Source organism: Aurantibacillus circumpalustris, assembly GCF_029625215.1.
Lineage (GTDB): Bacteria > Bacteroidota > Bacteroidia > B-17B0 > Aurantibacillaceae > Aurantibacillus > Aurantibacillus circumpalustris.
Genome location: NZ_CP121197.1, coordinates 4,285,292 through 4,302,348, shown reverse-complemented (window position 1 = coordinate 4,302,348; position 17,057 = coordinate 4,285,292). Strand labels below are relative to the sequence as shown.

Below are 17,057 nucleotides of genomic sequence, written 5' to 3'. Positions count from 1 at the left end.
TTCATAAGCAATTTGGCCCGTTCGTCTAGGGGTTAGGACACGTCCCTTTCACGGATGAAACACGGGTTCGATTCCCGTACGGGCTACCAAACCCAATTGGTTAGCATTAAGAAACCCTCAGAAATGAGGGTTTTTTTGGTGTAAATGGGTTCTTGTTCGCGGTTAAACACTGTGTTTTTAAAACAATTGATTTAAGAGGTAAAAGCTAAACAGAACTATACCTTGCCCTGTAATCTACTGGAGATAGTCCGACAATTTTTTTAAACACTTCTCTAAAAGATTTATCATCTGTATAGCCAACTTCGTGCATGACCTCAGAAACATTTTTGCGACCTTTTTCTAAAGTGCGTTTTGCAAGCTCAACCTTCGCACGTTGCATATATTCTAAAGGTGTGTTACCTGTTGCTTTAATGAAGCGTCTATCGAAGTTTCGACGACTAGTCGCAAGTTTGGCAGCTAATTCTTCGAAGGAAATTTTTTCGACCAGATTTTTTTCGATATAGGTCTGTGCTTTTTCAACCATTTCATCTCCGTGTGATTTTTGCCCCGAGAAAATAATAAATTCTGATTGATTGTTTCTATCCATTTCAATCTGAAAAACTTTGGAGCAATATATTGCTGTTTGCCTGTCGTAGTATTTTTCAATCAAATAGATGATGAGGTTAAGAAATGAATACGCCCCACCATTAGTGTAAATGCCATTTTCGTCGGTGATTAATTTGTCTGGCTTTAAATTCACTTTTGGAAATTTGTTTTTAAAATTTTCAGTAGCAGACCAATGCGTAGAGCAGTTTTTACCATCTAACAAACCAGAAGCAGCAAGGATAAATGCTCCAGTGCAAATGCTAGCGATTTCTGCGCCAATTTTGTGCTGTTTTGCTATCCAGTCGATTAAAATTTTATTGGCTTTTACTGACTTTTCAAAATTATGATTTAATGATGGGATAATGATGAGGTGTGTTTTCTTAATAGCGCTGATCTGCGTGTGTGGTTTCACGCTAAAAAGCCCATTATAGAAATTTATTTTTTTTGATACACCTGCTAACTGAATCGAAAACACTTCTCTTTTTCCTGTTTTCTTCCAGTATTCATTCGCTCTAGTAAAGATCTTATATGCGCCAACAATACTACTGAGATTGTTTTCTCCATCAGGAACTAGAATGGTTAAGTGTTTCATGCGATTATAAATTTGAGACAAAAATACAGAATCTGTTTGTCCAAATCAACCCGTTATATAGTCTATTTGGCACCTTATTATTTTGTTATATAGAGCATAGCTTTGTATTGAACATCTAAACTAAAAAAAATGGAAACAAATCAAATTATTGTAAAAATGGTATTTGACAGGTGGTATTCTCTTATAGAACGCTGCGACGAAATATTTAAATCTTTAAGTGATGAACGGTTGGAACAAGAAATTGCCACAAGTAAAAACAGAGGGATTTATATTCTGGGCCATCTGATTGCAGTGCATGATGATATGATGCCGATTTTAAATTTTGGTGAAAAATTATTTCCAGAGTTAAAAGAGATTTTTATCAAATCTCCGGACAAAACGGTGAAAGAAATTCCTTCGACAGCTGAGTTGAGGACTATGTGGAGCAAGCAGAATGAGGTAATGACGAAACTATTTAAGAGTCTTAAAGCTGAAGAATGGTTCAAGAAGCATAATTCTGTTTCGGATGAAGATTTTATAAAAGAACCGCATCGAAATAAATTAAATATTATAGTTACCAGAGTCAGTCATCTAGCATATCATAATGGACAATTGGTCTTGATGTAACAAGGATAAAGTCATTTCCGCCAAATTTTATTTTTATGATGAGGAAGATTATTTTACTGGTAATCATTTTAATTTGGATGCTCCAGGCGCGCTGCACAAATACTAAAACTAAGAATGAAAAAATAATGAAAACAACTCAAGTAGATTTTACGACAAGCATTTTGGTAGATCAAACTCCAAAAGAAGTTTTTAATGCGATTCTTAATGTACGAGTATGGTGGCAAGGATTACACAATGAAAAGATTGAGGGTAAAACTTCTGAACTGAATGGAGAGTTTACGTATCATGCGGGTGAAGGGGCCCATTATTCCAAACAAAAATTAGTAGAGCTCATTCCAAATAAAAAAGTGGTTTGGTTGGTTACAGAAAGCAAATTAAATTTTTTAAAAGAACAAGATGAATGGACAGGAACGGAGATTAGTTTTGAGATATCAAAGGCGGGTGTCAAAACAAAAATTCGTTTCACACACATTGGCCTTGTACCTAAAATTGAGTGTTACGAGGTATGTTCTGCTGTGTGGAATCAATATATACAGCAACGACTTTTAGCTTCAATTAAAGCGAAGAATTAATTTAAACAATTCAAATAGTAAATTATAAATTTTAGAAAACACTAAAACATGCAAAATCAAGATTATACTACAAGCATTTTGGTAGAAAAGAGTCCAGAAGTAGCTTTTGGCGCTATTAAAAATGTAAGCGGATGGTGGTCTGAAGAAATAGAAGGCAAAACAAATCAATTAAACGATGTGTTCGATTATCATTTTGAAGATGTACACCGCTGCAGAATGAAATTAGTAGAATTGGTGACGAATAAAAAAGTAGTTTGGCTAGTGGAAGAAAACTATTTTAAGTTTACCAAAGATAAAAGTGAATGGATTGGTACCAAAGTTTGTTTTGATATTTCAAGTGAAGGTGATAAAACAAAAATTTCGTTTACACATTTTGGATTAGTTCCCGAATACGAGTGTTTTGAAATTTGTAAAGGTGCGTGGACAACTTATATTACTAAAAGTTTGCGTGATTTAATTGTTACTGGAAAAGGTCAGCCCAATGCTGCCGGAAAACCAAGGACAGAGGACGAAAAAAAGCTTGGGCAGAAATAATAGTAGTTTGAAGAAAGAGAGTTTGTCTATACTTTTTTAATAAATAGGATAGAACGAAGATCCTTGGTAATTCTTAGTAAGTAGGACTAATTCAGTTTGATCAGTTTATTGATTTGACGGATATTTTTTCCAGATGTCTGGAATAGATATACGCCGCTGTTAAGTGAACTTACATTAATCGCATTTTTACCTTTGTTTAATTTCTGGCTTAGTATTTTGCAACCGATATGATCAAAAATTATTATTTCTAATTCCTCTTCCGTTTCAATAAAAAATTCAGTTTCAAACGGATTCGGATAAATTTTTAAATGAGAATTGTTTAGATTTTCTTCGTTTATAGAAGTGCATTTAAGAACAGTTACTGATACAGTTGCATTAGAAGCACAACCATTGGTGAAAGTTCCAGTAACGCTGTATGTCTGCGATACAGGTGGTGAAACTGTGTAGCTAGCTCCACTAACACCTCCCGGAAACCAGGTGTAGTTGGATGCGCCTGATACATTTAGTACACCAGCTGTTTGTAAGCAAATCGAAATACTTTGTGCGTTGAGGGTGGGGCTTGGGTACGCTGCTATTTGTGTGATAATAGAATAGTTGCAGTTTGGACCATTGTCATTTACGGTAACAGTGTAGGTTCCAGCGTTAAGTGAAACTATTGAACTAGTTTGGGCGGATGGAGACCAGGTATAAGAATAAGGACCGAAGCCGCCTGAAATATTGAGGGTTGCTGATCCTGTGCAGGAATTACTGTTCACTGAAATAAAAGGACCAGTAATGATGACATTTTTATAAACGGTGTCAGCCCCGCATTGGTAATGATAAATTAATTTAACGGGATAAGAGCCGGAGCCACCAAAATCATGAGTAGGATTGGAAAGTGTGGACGTATTCAACGCACCTGTTTGTGGTTGACCAAAATCCCAGGAAATGCTTTGAATTAAATCGTCAGCGGCACCGCAACCAGCAATAATGGTAGGGCTTGGTGCTACAGTGAAGGAAGCTGTAAAGCAGCTACTCAGCGTATTGAAAGTGTAAGTATATGGAGGAGGGCTTCTGAAAGCACCTCCAAAAAAATTCGGAAGACCTGCGCCATTGCTTCCTGTTGACATGGATAAAGCCATTGGTGTGTAGTTACAGGCGATGCCGAGCAGATTGGGATTTTCAATGGCAGCGAGTGTTTGTGAATTTGTTATGACAATGTAAATTTTGCCATTTGGCGCCAGTTGAAACTGACTGTGTGAAAACGCGGGATTAGCGACAGTTGTTTTAGATGCGTGTATGAGCGTATTGGAACTTGCGCAAAGATCCCATTGGAAGACACTGGATGAAGTACCATTGGAGGTGCCGGTATAAAATTTTGTTCCATCACCTGAAAACTCACATCCATAATGATTAACGGTACTTGTTATTAAAGATAAATAATTAGACACTATCCCGGTACTTTTATCAAAATCAAATAGTGCTACTTCGCTGTTATTGGAACCATTGTAAAAGGTTAAGCCTAATTTTTTACCGTTCGGTGAAAGTTTTATTGTTCCTTGACCGTAGGCTGAGTTATTAGGTGTAAAAGTTGGTGGCGCTGGCCCTATTGATGATAACACAGGTGTGAGATTTAATCCCGATGAGTTTAAAAGAAACGATCGAAAATTATTGTTATTAAATTCGTGTGTAACAATCCACATGTCTACACCATTGCAATGTCTCACTCCATTGAGTTGCTCGGTGCAAGGAGTTGAAATAGGGATATTCTTAGCGGTTACCGAACCCAGGCCAGCGGCTAAACTCATGTCTACAAGTGAATAGCGAAGTCCATCGGAAGTGCCCTGGAAAGCCAATGTGAAAACATAATAAATAGTTGAATTGCCAGGTTGTTTCACAATGAGCGATGACTGAACGGTACTACCATTACCAAACAGTCCTGTACCATTTGCCATAACTAATTGTTGTTTATTCCATACGATACTTCCGTCTGTATAAAACAAGAGATTACCAGCAGCATCGGCAGCACTCGCACTGCCTTCAAAAGTATTCAGTGTAGTATGGTTTATTACCGAAGGCGGACTTGTCATAAAATCCAAACCAGTGTGCCTACCAAAATACCATTTGCTAAATTCGTTTTGTGCAAATGAATTTATTGATAGAATAAGAAAAACAAGGTGAAACAGATAATTTTTCAAGGGCTATTTTTTTGGTGTATTTCAAATTTACTTAAAAAATATAAATTTTAATAACCCCTTTAATTAAAACACTCTGAATGGCTTTGTTTTACTCTTGCGTTTCTTATTCTATATCACTTAGGTTTTCGAGTTAAAATTATTCGAGCAAATTTAAAAACACTTATTTCCAACCACCACCCAATGCAGCATAAACGTTCACCATCGCATGCATTTGTTGCATTTTAGTTTCAACTAATTCAAACCTTGAATCAAGTGCGTCACGCTGTGTCATCAGTACTTCCATATAATCCGCTCTAGCTGATTTAAATAAACCCGTTGATATTTCAATGGATTGCGTTAAAGCTTCAACCTGTTTTGTCTTTAAATCAAAACTTTGTTGTAAATTCTTGATGTTTGAAATCTGATTTGCAACTTCGATGTACGCATTTAAAACGGTGCGTTCATAATTGTAAACGGCTTGTATCTGTCTAGAATTGGCTGAATAGTATTTTGCTTTTATACCATTTCTGTTTACCAATGGTGCAACTAATTCTCCAGCCAAATAAAATAACATAGATTCAGGCAACGTAAATAAAAATTGTGGATTAAAAGCCTGGGCGCCTATACCGCCAATAATATTCAACGAAGGATAGAAATTAGCTTTCGCTACCTTCACATCAATTTTAGATGCAGCTAATTGTTTTTCGGCCTGACGAATATCGGGACGATTTTCAAGTAACTGGGTAGGAATACCAGTGTGAATCGAATCAGGAACTAGGTTAGTAAAGTTTTCAGAATTTCTTGCAACCGGTTGCGGAAATCTTCCTACCAAAAAATTAATTCTGTTTTCAGTCTCTGTTATTTTTTGCAAGATATAAAATTGACGACTTTGATTCTTAAGCACCTCTGCCTCAAATTTACGCACCGCTAGTTCGGTTACTTTAGCGGATATTTTTTCAAGCTTCACAATTTCTAAAGCATTTTGTTGTATTTGAATGTTCTGTCTAAGAATATTCAGTTGATTATCTAAGGCCAACAATTCATAATACGAATTCGCTATTTCAGAAATTAAATGCGTTACCATGAAGTTTTTTCCCTCAATGGTAGAGAGGTATCTGAAGACTGCGGATTTTTTTGCGTTCCGTAATTTTTTCCAAATATCCACTTCCCAAGTAACGTGCGCTGCTAACATAAGATCCGGTAAAGGGTCAGGGAAAGCTTTGCCTGGCATTATATCTGTTGTTGCATCTACAGCTCCATTTCTTGTGTAACGCGCCGATTTATCGATACCCCCTCCGACTCCAATGTTTAGTGATGGCAGGTACTCGCCTTTTTTGGCACGTATTTCATTTTTTGAAATATTTACTTCTTGTAAAATGATATTTAGTTCCTGGTTTTTTGTCAAAGCAGAATCAATGAGCGCGCTTAAATTAGGATCCTTAAAAAAATCCTTCCAAGTTTTTTTTGCTGTATTGAGTGTATCCTTTGAATTAGTATAACTCTCTGGAACCGTTTTGATTTCGGTTTTTCGCCCTAAATACGGAACAGCACAGGCTGAAAAGAATAGGGAAGCAAGAGCTATCCCTATTATATTTAATTTTCTTTTATTACTCATTGTCATCGGTATCTATTGTTTGAGGAAAATCGTCCATGCGATGAACTAAATCTTCGGTTAAAGAACTATCATCTTCATTTTTAATCAGCGAGCGACCTTTAGCCCATGTACCAAAAATATAATAGAGGCCTGGAACAATTATGACACCGAAAACCGTTCCAAAAATCATACCTCCAAGTGCAGAGGAACCAATAGTTCGGTTACCAATAGCGCCGGCACCGTGTGCGATAACTAAGGGTATTAGTCCTGCGATAAATGCAAAAGATGTCATTAAGATTGGTCTGAAACGAACCTTTGCACCTTCTATCGCTGCATCGATTACGCTGGCGCCTTGTCGCTGTTTCTGCACAGCAAATTCTACAATTAAAACTGCGTTTTTACCCAACAACCCGACGAGCATCACTAAGCCGACTTGTGCATAAATATCATTTGCTAAACCCAAACCTTTGATGAAGAGAAACGACCCAAAAATACCCGCAGGTAAGGAGAATACGACTGCTAAAGGAATGATAAAACTTTCGTATTGTGCTGCTAAAACAAAATACACAAATACTAAAACGATGATAAAAATATAAATAGCTTCGTTTCCTCTTCTGGTTTCATCATAGGAAAGAGCTGCCCAATCTATATCAAATCCATGTGGTAATGTTGCTTCGGCTACTTCTTGAACAGCTTTGATTGCTTCACCGCTACTGTATCCTTTAGCTGGCCCACCTCTGATTGCAGCCGTGTTGTACATGTTGTAACGGTTAATTTCATTTGCACCTTGCTTCTTTTTAATTTTCATGAAAGCAGAAAACGGAACCATTTCACCGCGATCATTTTTTACATAAAGGTTCATCACATCCGATGGAAGTCTTCTGAATTCAGGGGCTGCCTGAACAAACACTTTAAAGAAACGCTGGTATTTAATAAAACCAAGTTCATAGGTACTTCCAACAAAAATGGAAAGAGTATTCATGGCGTTACCAATGGTCACTCCTTTTTGCATCGCAGCTTGATTATCGATTTCAATTTCGTATTGGGGATAATTCGCACTGAAAAAAGTAAACAAGCCCGTTAATTCCTTGCGCTTACCCAACTCGTGCATAAAATCGTTTTTTACTTTTTCTAGCAAATTGTAATCACCACCATTGGTTTTATCTAAAAGTTGTAAGGCGAAACCACCAGCAGCTCCAAAGCCAGGTACAGCCGGTGGATCAAAAAACTCAACGGTTGCACCTGGAATTTCTTTCGCTTTTTCTTCAAGCTCAAGAATGATTTCAGTCACCGTGTGTTTTCTTTCCGACCAAGGTTTTAAATTAATTAAACAAGTTCCAGCATTAGATCCCCTTCCTTCTGTTAACACTTCGTATCCTGCAATAGAGGACACGGATTTTATTCCATCAACATCTTTAATAAGCTCTACTAATTTATTGGAAAGATCATTGGTTCTTTCTAAAGTTGAACCAGGAGGAGTTTGAATAATGGCATACAGCATTCCCTGATCTTCGCTAGGAATAAATCCTGATGGAAGATTATTACTAATAACAAAAATTCCAAGCGAAAATATGGCGAATAAGCCTACCGTGACTAGTTTGCGATGAGCAATTAAGCGTAGAAGCCAAACATATTTTCCAGTTAGTTTTTCAAAGCCTCTGTTGAAGCTGTCGAGAAAGCGATTCATCCAGGTTTTCTTTTTTGGTTTACCATGATTGTTTTTTAAAATCATGGCACAAAGCACTGGCGTTACAGTGAGCGCGACAACACCTGAAAGCACAATTGCTGCGGCCATGGTGATAGAAAATTGTCTATAAAATGTACCAACAGGTCCAGTCATAAATGATACAGGAACAAATACTGATACCATGAGTAGGGTGATGGCAATTACGGCACCACTAATTTCTCCAATTACTTTTCGTACGGCATTATAAGGAGAAAGATGTTCTTCTTCCATTTTCGCATGCACAGCCTCGACGACGACAATAGCATCATCGACAACAATTCCGATCGCAAGTACAAGAGCAAATAAAGTAATCATGTTGATAGTGAGTCCGAAAATTTGCATCACAAAAAAGGCGCCTACTAAGGATATTGGAACCGCTAATGTTGGAATCAGGGTAGAGCGCCAATCGCCCAGGAAAACAAATACTACCAAGGCAACTAAAATAAATGCATCTCTTAATGTATGTAACACATTTTCAATAGAAGCATCTAAGAAATTAGAAACGTCGTAACTAATTTCATAATCCATTCCTGGAGGAAATGTTTTTTTTAGTTCATCTAATTTTTCTTTTACTTTCTCAATCACCTCACTGGCATTACTTCCATAGGTTTGTTTAATAACCATTGCCGCAGATGGATGTCCGTTCATGCTCGAATAAATATCATAATATTCACTACCTAATGAAACTGTTGCTACATCTTTGAGTCGAAGGTTTTCGCCGTTCGGATTAGATCGGATAATTACATTTTCATATTGTGTTGGATCATTAAAACGATCGGTGTATGCTAAAACATACTCAAGCGCTTCTGCTTGTTTGCTATCACCTCTACCAATACGTCCGGGTTTACCAATAATACTTTGATCACTGAGTGCTTCCATTACTTCATCTGGTGAAACCTTGTAAGCCCTCATACGATCAGGGTTTAACCAAACACGCATAGCGTATTGGCGACTTCCTAAAATTCTAACTTGTCCAATGCCATTGATACGTTGTAGTTCAGGCACCATGTTAACACCTGCGTAGTTAAACAAGAATTTCATGTTGGCATCTTTATCCTTACTGTAAAGATTTACATACATGAGCATACTTGGAATAACAGGAGTAATAATCACACCTTCCCTTTGTACCAAAGTTGGTAAACGATTTGTTACCTGTTGAACGCGATTAGAAACTTGCACTAATGCTTGATTAATGTCGGTCCCCGGGTTAAATATTACTTGAATATTTGCTTCCCCGGCACTGGTTGCATCGGAGGTCATGTAACGCATTCCCCAAGCTCCATTAATAGCTTGTTCTAAAGGAATGATTACAGATTCCGCGAGAGATTTTGCACTTGCTCCAGGGTAAGAAGCGCTTACCATTACCATGGGTGGAGCTACTTCAGGAAATTGGGAAGTAGGAAGTGTTTTAATTGCCAGTGTACCAATAAATAAAATAACAAGTGATATTACTATTGCGAGTACTGGTCTTTGAATAAATTTATTAAACATTTTCTTTTTTTTAAATTATTGGTTTATTCAACGTACACTTGCAGTTTTGGAAATACTGTTTGAGGATTTTCATACTCGTAAGTAATCTTGTCCTTGTCTTTTACTTTACGGATTCCTTCCAGAAGTATTCTTTCGTTTTCGGCCAGTCCAGACTTAACAACGTAGAGATCTGGCATTTCTGAGGCGATAGTAATTTCTCTTGAGTGAACTACATTTTCTTTATCTACAACATACACAAATCTCTTTTCTAAAATTTCGTAGGTAGCTTTTTGCGGAATAAGAATTGCTTTTTTAATAGGAATTGTCATTTGAATATTTCCTGTTTCACCATGTCTGAGAAGTGCCTTAGGGTTAGGAAATGTTGCTCTAAAAGCGATGTTGCCTGTTTCATTATTGAAGTCGGCTTCAATTGTTTTTACTACACCAGAATAGTCGAACTGTTGATTGTTTGCCATTAAAAGATTTACTTTAATTAAATTTTCTTCTTTGGCATTTGTTTTATAATCTAAATACTCCGCCTCCGGAACATTAAAATAAACCCACATGTCACTGTTATCAGAAAGTGTGGTAAGTAAGTCACCTTCATTAACAAGACTTCCCAGCCTTACTTGAAAATGATCCATGATACCATCAAATGGCGCTCTAATCTCAGTAAATCCTAAGTGAACCTGTGCAAGCGATACTTCTGCTTTTGCTCTATCTAATTTAGCTTTGGCTAATGCTAATTCATTGGGAGATACTACTTCGCTATCGGCGAGTTTTTTTGTATTTAAATATTCTATCTGAGCAAAGTCCGCTTCTGCTTGCGCCTTCTGTAGTTCGGCCTGATAAATCATCGGCATGATTTGAAACATCATTTGACCTTTTTTTACAACTTGACCTTCGTCTACAAATATTTTTTCCAGATAACCTTTTTCTAAAGCGCGCATCTCAATGTGCTGAATGGAGTGGATTTGACAGACATAATTCCTAGTGATTAAGGTGTCTTTTTTTAAGGGGCTAGTTACCAGGAATCTGGTTTCTTCTTCCTTTTCTTCTTTTTTTGAACTGCAACTTGTGTAAAGTAGCGATGTACATACACTCGCTAAAATGAGAATTTTCCTCATAGTTTTTTTTGATTTTTTAATTGTGATTTTATTGATCCGCTTAGAAATAAGCGCGAGGTTTTAGCAAAAGCTAATAACCACTAGTAAATAAAATGCTAGGCGAATGCCAGCCATTTCTATTACTAAAAAGAAAATTTAAATCAGACTCTGAATACCTGAAAGGCAATAAAGCGAGGCGAAGAGGAAAAAGTTGAATACGCGAAAAAAGAATATGTTTTTTCAAGTCCCGTTTTAAGGTTATTACTAAAAAAGGAGTAAAGAATTTGAATGAGAACTAGAGGTGTTGACTTTAATTGATTTTCTTCATTTGACTCTCCTTCACAAAGTTCCATTGGAGAGTTTTCAGCTGTTATTGGATTGGCTGTAGTCTCAACAATTTTTCTTCTTTTCATTGTGCTTGAGAAGTGAGATTTTATTGCACCTTTGTTTTGTTGTGCGCTAAGGGAAGAAATAATACCAATATTAACAAATAAAACTCTAAAGATAAATGCCACGCAAATGACGATAGCAGAATTTATTTTTAAGTTTGTTAACATGGACTAATAATTTCAGAGATCAAAAGTAAAGGATGTTTTAACAAGGATAATATTCTTTAGTTAAAATTAACAATTTAAGTATTGAGATAAATTTGATTTCATGATCAATAATTTATGAAATTATAAACTTGAACCACGCGGCAGCCATTGCTATTCAAATTATTTTATTTTTGAAGTAAGATTTAAAGGAATCTCTTAACAAAAAAAGTACCAAGAAATTTATCAGCATTTTAACCTGTAGGTAAGCATCTCTATGATAAGTAGAAAAATAAATAGCAGCGAATCACCTTTCATATCTTCCAAATTAGCCCTATCTTTGCTCACTAAAATCTCCAACATTAACTTATAATGAATAATATAGTTACGTGCTCAAATATTTAAATACCATTACGACAAGATTCTCTGGCTTTATATGTCTGGCATGTTTACTATTTGTTTCAAACAATTTTTTTTCGCAAAATCAAGATAAAAAATGGTACTTCGGATCTGCTGCTGGACTAGATTTTACAAATAATCCTGTTACGCAAATTACTTCCAGTTCAATGTCTGGTTACAAAGAAGGAACGGCGAGTGTTGCCGACGCTTTTGGAAATTTATTATTTTACACCGATGGTGTTACTATATGGAATAAGTTGGATCAGATAATGGCTAACGGAACTGGTTTGTTTGGTAATGTGCTTACCACGCAATCTGCATTGATTGTAAAACGACCAGGTGCGGCTAATATTTATTTTGTTTTTACACTTGGTAAATCAGGTAGTTCGTCTAGTTTTTGTTATTCTACTGTGGATATGAATCTTGCGGCAGGAATGGGTTCAGTAACTACAAAAAATGTTCTTATAAATGCACCCATGTGCGAGAAACTGACAGGTACAAAGCATTGTAATGGAATAGATACTTGGGTTGTAACGCACGATTATAATAGCAGTGTTTTTCGCTCGGTATTAGTAACTTCAACAGGAGTGAGTAGTTCCGCCACTCTTTCTCCAATTGGATCTCAGTGGAATACAAGTTTTCAATCTTATGGCTCCGCAAAAATATCGCAAAATGGAAAGCGATTGGCGTGTGGTGTTTATTATAGCAACGCTCCCGTTGGAAATTTTGAAATCTATGATTTTGATAATGCAACAGGACTTGTTTCAAATCAATTATCGTTAAGCATACCACTCACTTTTCCTGCGCAGCCGGTAAGCAGTAGTCAAACTCCGCCACCGCCCCCTAAATTGGTGCCAAGTCCATTAGTATGTTTTCCTTACGGATGTGAATTTTCTCCTGACGGAAGCAAGTTTTATGGTTCTGGCGCAGTTGATTCAGTCATCTATCAATGGGATCTTTGTGCAGGATCAAACACAGCTATCAGTAACTCGAGGTATCACATCTCTGCTTTTAAAATTTCTGCGTTACAACTTGCAAAGGATGGAAAAATATATGTGGCACGTCCGGGTAAACAAATGCTTGGCGTAATACTTAGTCCTAATCTTCCTGGCGCGGCTTGTAACTATGTGGCCGACGGGCAATCCATTGCACCAGCATTTTGCTCTTACGGTTTACCTAATTTTATTTCAGAGACTCCGCAGCTTCCTTTTGTTTATTCTGTTAACGGATCTGTTAATTGCAACGAGGTAAATTTCACTGCGCCTTCTCCGCCAACAACTACTGTTACAGGATGTACAAGCACGGGTTATAACATCACCAGTTTTAAATGGTTTTTCGGAGATCCAACTTCTGCGGCTCTCAATACTTCAACTTTAAGTAATCCAGTGCACATTTATCCTGGACAGGGAACATACACAATAAGTCTTGTCTATACCTATAATAATTTTTGTGGGGGTGTTAATACAGATACTTTGAAACAAGAAGTGAAAATTGGCGTATTGCCATTATTAAGTTCTGCGGGCTTTAACGTGTGTAGTGGAAACCCAATTGTACTATCAGCGCCAGTTGCACAAACGTATTCCTGGAGCACAGGATCAGTTTCAAATTCGATTACAGTAAATCCATCTTCGCTCACAAGTTACACCGTTGTTGGTTTGGATACGAATGCTTGTCCGTATAAATCCATTCAAACAATTAATGTTTATACAACACCAACGCTGACTATAAAAGGTGATACCACACTTTGTCCTGGGTATCAAATAAAATTAATTGCTTCAGGCGCAAACACTTATTCATGGAGCACAAATCAAACGAATGCAACAATTTATCCTGTGCAATCGGCCAATACTACTTACACGCTTTGGGGTAACACAAATGGTTGTGTTGTGAAAAAAACCATAACCGTGCGTATAAAACAACCTGATCTTCTAGTGAGTCCGAACAGAACAGTTTGCCCAGGTACTGCTGTAACACTTACTGTGGGCGGAGCAGTGGATTACAAATGGACAGGCGGTTCGCGTGAAACTACGCTTGCTATTACGCCTACAATTACAACTACTTATACGGTGGAAGGCATGGATGCGAAAACTTGTGTAGGAATGGATTCTGTTGTAATTACTGTTCAAACAAAAACACCTACGACTGATTTTTCATATAAAACACCTGTATGTGAAAAAAGCGACAATCTGATTACCGTTACCCCTAATAATTTTAATCCTGGCGGCGTATATTCTTCGGTTAAATTACAGATTGATAAAGTTAGCGGAGAAATTGACATGGCCTCTGCACAGTCGGGCACATACCTTGTAAACTATTCGCTTGCTGCAAGCGGATGCACCATAGCTGCTTTAAGTGCGGCAACTGTTGAGATTCTTTCTGCGCCGGTATTAAGCTTAACTCCGAGTGCAACTATAAGTCCAGGAACAGTCATTACACTGGAGGCAAGTGGTGGTTCAACCTATGCATGGAGTCCAGCTAACTATTTAAGCTGTGTAGATTGCAGCAATCCTATTGCCACGCCGCCCGAAACGATCAAGTACTGTGTTATAGCAGAGTTAAATTCTTGTTTAGACAGTGCTTGTGTGAAATTGATAATCACCTGTGATACGGATGCAGATTATTCTTTTCCAAATGCATTTACTCCGAATGGAGATGGTAATAACGATCAATTTTGTTTACAAGGTTGGAGTTTTTGCATGAGAGAGTTTAATATTTTAATTTTCGATAAATGGGGAGAGCTTGTTTATGAATCGTCTGATCCTAGTTTTTGTTGGGATGGTATTTATAAAGGATCTCCTCTTGGTGCGGGAGTATTTGTGTATGTGGTAAAGGCAAAACAATTCGACTCAATAATTCTCAATAAAAAAGGAAATATTTCCTTGATTCGTTAAACATTGCTATTGTGTTTAAGATGAATCGACTAATTCTTTACTGATTCCAATTTCAATTTCCGCTTCAATCTTTTAATGATCAAATGAAGTAATTATGTAAGTAACTTGAAACGTTGTGTAATGCTTTACTGATTAATCAAACCAATCTTTGCTTCAAACATAAAAACAAAATGAAAGCAGTAAAATTAATTATTATCGGTATAGCCCTATTTTTAGGATACGCAACAAAGGCGCAGGTTTCCGTAAATGTCAATATTGGGCCGCCACCACAATGGGGTCCTGTTGGATACACTGAGGTTCGCTATTATTATTTACCCGACGTTGAGGCTTATTACGATGTTCAATCGTCTATGTTTATATATTTTGGAGATGGCGTATGGATTCATAGAGCACATTTACCAGGGCGTCACCAGCATTACGATCTTTATAGTGGTTATAAAGTTGTTCTGAGCGATTACAGAGGTGACCGTCCATACGATCATTTTAAGCAACACAAAAGTAAATATGCAAAAGGTTATCGCCATGGCACACAAAAAACCTATGGTCAAAATCCTGGAAAGGGAAACCATCATGAAAACAATTCCTCGAACAATCATTCGGATAGAAAAACGAACAACGATCATGGTAGCAAAAATCATGGCGGTACTAACACTCAAAGCAAATCGCAGGGCTCTAAACAGCATGGTCATGGTAGTGATCATGGCGAAGGCCACGGTGGAGGTAAGGGCAAAAAATAAAATTTAAGATTAAAATAAAAAAGCTTTCTAATAATTAGAACGCTTTTTCTTTGTTGTACCGGGATGGCCGGATTCATTGAGCTTTTTGGATGATTTCAGATGATTAGAATGTTAAGAAAACTTCCAGAGAATCAATAGGATTAGATTTGATCTTTTTGAACCCAGGACTTGACCAGAATCTTATCCCAAGTGAATCTTTCAGATTTGCAAACTCTTGCTAAGTTTTGGTTCACAACTAGCGTTTGATGATTTTTTTGTAATAGATATTTTGCCCTTGTTTGACAGAGATAAGATAAAGTCCGTTTGTGAAATTGGAGATGTCAATTTTATTTTGATTTACCAATTTGAAAATCGTTTCGCCAATTGGATTTAGAATTTCAATCTGAAAACTTTCATCGGAAGGCAAGGCAACATTTATTACTGAATTAGCTGGATTAGGAAAGATTGAAATGCTATTCTGATTAGAACTAGTTTCATTTAGGTAAGTTAGGTTGCAGATCGCCGCATTTAGTTTTTCCCAAATACTGTTGCATAATTGCGTGGTCACTTCAGTATTACCTACTTGATTACCCATTCTAATTACCACTAAACCTGCGCTTTTAGAGACACTAACAATTTGTCCGTTTTTTCCAAGTCCTGCAAACATATCACTGGGTGCAGCAGGAGCGTATGATCCTGGAAAAACAAATTGTGTGGATGGAGCCATGAAGGATGATTTTCCATTTAACCACCACAAATAGCCGTATGAAAGATTCAGATTTTGCGAAGTATTTGTCATTTGGTTGATGTAGGCTGCATCATACAGTAAGGTATCCGTATTCCAAATACAATTATTTTGCATTAATAAACCAAAACGAGCCATACTTCTGATTTTACTAAAAAAAACATTGTTATACCCACTAAACGCCCAAATTCCTGAAATGCCAGTTTTTAGTGTTAATTTGTTTTGAGTGTAATTGTTTATTGAAGTTCCGGTTGCGGCAGTTATAACACTTTCTAAAAGTGTATAAGGTGCGTTGTGATAAGCCCAGCGAGTTCCGGCATCCGCTAAATAATCTAAGCAAGTGTCGAGAGTGCAATAACTATCTGCGGTACCATCGTCAAGGCCGGATGTCATTGTTAGTTGATTTCTGATTTTTATTTTACCCTCCTGTGCTAATGTGCAATTGGTCCAGCCTGCTCCTAAGTATTTTGACGAGGAATCGTTAATAGACAAATAATTTTCTTCCTGAGCTTTACCAACTAAAAAGGAAGTAATTGTTTTTCCGGCTGATGCCCAATACCATAAACTATCAGTTGTAAATGTTCCGAAGTATTTTTCTAAAACTATTTTGCCATCTTTTAGCACTATAAAACCTTTGGTGTCTTGCTGTTGCAAAAAAGTATATAAGCTATCAATTCTATTTTGACACCAGCCCAACGAAGTAGGAGAAATGGTCTCCCAATTGGCAGCACTGCTTAATGGCGGGAAATAGAGGTTTTGGCCTTTTGATATTTGAAATGCACTTGTAAAACTGATTAGTGCGAGTAAAACTATTTTTTTCATTTTTATATTT

General features: G+C 37.0%; 12 protein-coding genes and 1 tRNA gene. 6 read left to right on the top strand and 7 right to left on the bottom strand.

What is annotated here, in order from left to right; genetic code table 11:
• The first annotated feature begins 14 nt into the window (after positions 1 to 14).
• Positions 15 to 89: transfer RNA gene (locus P2086_RS17760), tRNA-Glu, on the top strand.
• Positions 90 to 205: 116 nt separating this feature from the next.
• Here P2086_RS17760 and P2086_RS17755 read toward each other — a convergent pair.
• On the bottom strand, positions 206 to 1,177 hold the full coding sequence (locus P2086_RS17755) for a GlxA family transcriptional regulator (protein ID WP_317898108.1): 972 nt from the start codon (positions 1,175 to 1,177) through the stop codon (positions 206 to 208).
• A gap of 129 nt (positions 1,178 to 1,306) precedes the next feature.
• Here P2086_RS17755 and P2086_RS17750 point away from each other — a divergent pair, with 129 nt between their 5' ends.
• The 3 genes from P2086_RS17750 (at position 1,307) to P2086_RS17740 (ending at position 2,889) form a co-directional block, all read left to right on the top strand.
• On the top strand, positions 1,307 to 1,783 hold the full coding sequence (locus P2086_RS17750) for a DinB family protein (RefSeq protein ID WP_317898107.1): 477 nt from the start codon (positions 1,307 to 1,309) through the stop codon (positions 1,781 to 1,783).
• A gap of 125 nt (positions 1,784 to 1,908) precedes the next feature.
• On the top strand, positions 1,909 to 2,355 hold the full coding sequence (locus P2086_RS17745; RefSeq protein ID WP_317898106.1) for an SRPBCC family protein: 447 nt from the start codon (positions 1,909 to 1,911) through the stop codon (positions 2,353 to 2,355).
• Positions 2,356 to 2,403: 48 nt separating this feature from the next.
• Complete coding sequence (locus P2086_RS17740; RefSeq protein ID WP_317898105.1) at positions 2,404 to 2,889, top strand: SRPBCC family protein; 486 nt, start codon at positions 2,404 to 2,406, stop codon at positions 2,887 to 2,889.
• An 86-nt stretch (positions 2,890 to 2,975) separates the two neighbouring features.
• Here P2086_RS17740 and P2086_RS17735 read toward each other — a convergent pair whose 3' ends face one another.
• The 5 genes from P2086_RS17735 to P2086_RS17715 form a co-directional block, all read right to left on the bottom strand.
• Positions 2,976 to 5,066 (bottom strand): T9SS type A sorting domain-containing protein, encoded by a 2,091-nt coding sequence (locus P2086_RS17735; protein ID WP_317898104.1) that lies wholly within the window; start codon positions 5,064 to 5,066, stop codon positions 2,976 to 2,978.
• Positions 5,067 to 5,226: 160 nt separating this feature from the next.
• Complete coding sequence (locus tag P2086_RS17730; RefSeq protein ID WP_317898103.1) at positions 5,227 to 6,660, bottom strand: TolC family protein; 1,434 nt, start codon at positions 6,658 to 6,660, stop codon at positions 5,227 to 5,229.
• Positions 6,653 to 9,856 (bottom strand): efflux RND transporter permease subunit, encoded by a 3,204-nt coding sequence (locus tag P2086_RS17725; protein ID WP_317898102.1) that lies wholly within the window; start codon positions 9,854 to 9,856, stop codon positions 6,653 to 6,655. The genes P2086_RS17730 and P2086_RS17725 overlap by 8 nt, the downstream gene beginning before the upstream one ends.
• 23 nt (positions 9,857 to 9,879) lie before the next feature.
• Entirely contained in the window at positions 9,880 to 10,962 is a 1,083-nt protein-coding gene (locus tag P2086_RS17720; protein WP_317898101.1) for an efflux RND transporter periplasmic adaptor subunit, read from the bottom strand.
• A gap of 140 nt (positions 10,963 to 11,102) precedes the next feature.
• Positions 11,103 to 11,498, bottom strand: coding sequence for a hypothetical protein (locus P2086_RS17715; protein WP_317898100.1), 396 nt, complete (start codon positions 11,496 to 11,498; stop codon positions 11,103 to 11,105).
• 365 nt (positions 11,499 to 11,863) lie between these two features.
• On the opposite strand from P2086_RS17715, the gene P2086_RS17710 reads away from it, so the two are divergent.
• Both P2086_RS17710 and P2086_RS17705 read left to right on the top strand, forming a co-directional pair.
• Positions 11,864 to 14,764 carry a T9SS type B sorting domain-containing protein gene (locus P2086_RS17710; protein WP_317898099.1) on the top strand — a complete coding sequence of 967 codons (2,901 nt, stop codon included), beginning with the start codon at positions 11,864 to 11,866 and terminating at the stop codon, positions 14,762 to 14,764.
• Between the two features lie 170 nt (positions 14,765 to 14,934).
• Entirely contained in the window at positions 14,935 to 15,501 is a 567-nt protein-coding gene (locus tag P2086_RS17705; RefSeq protein ID WP_317898098.1) for a hypothetical protein, read from the top strand.
• 235 nt (positions 15,502 to 15,736) lie between these two features.
• On the opposite strand, the gene P2086_RS17700 is transcribed toward P2086_RS17705, so the two are convergent.
• Complete coding sequence (locus P2086_RS17700; RefSeq protein WP_317898097.1) at positions 15,737 to 17,047, bottom strand: serine hydrolase domain-containing protein; 1,311 nt, start codon at positions 17,045 to 17,047, stop codon at positions 15,737 to 15,739.
• Positions 17,048 to 17,057: the final 10 nt, after the last annotated feature.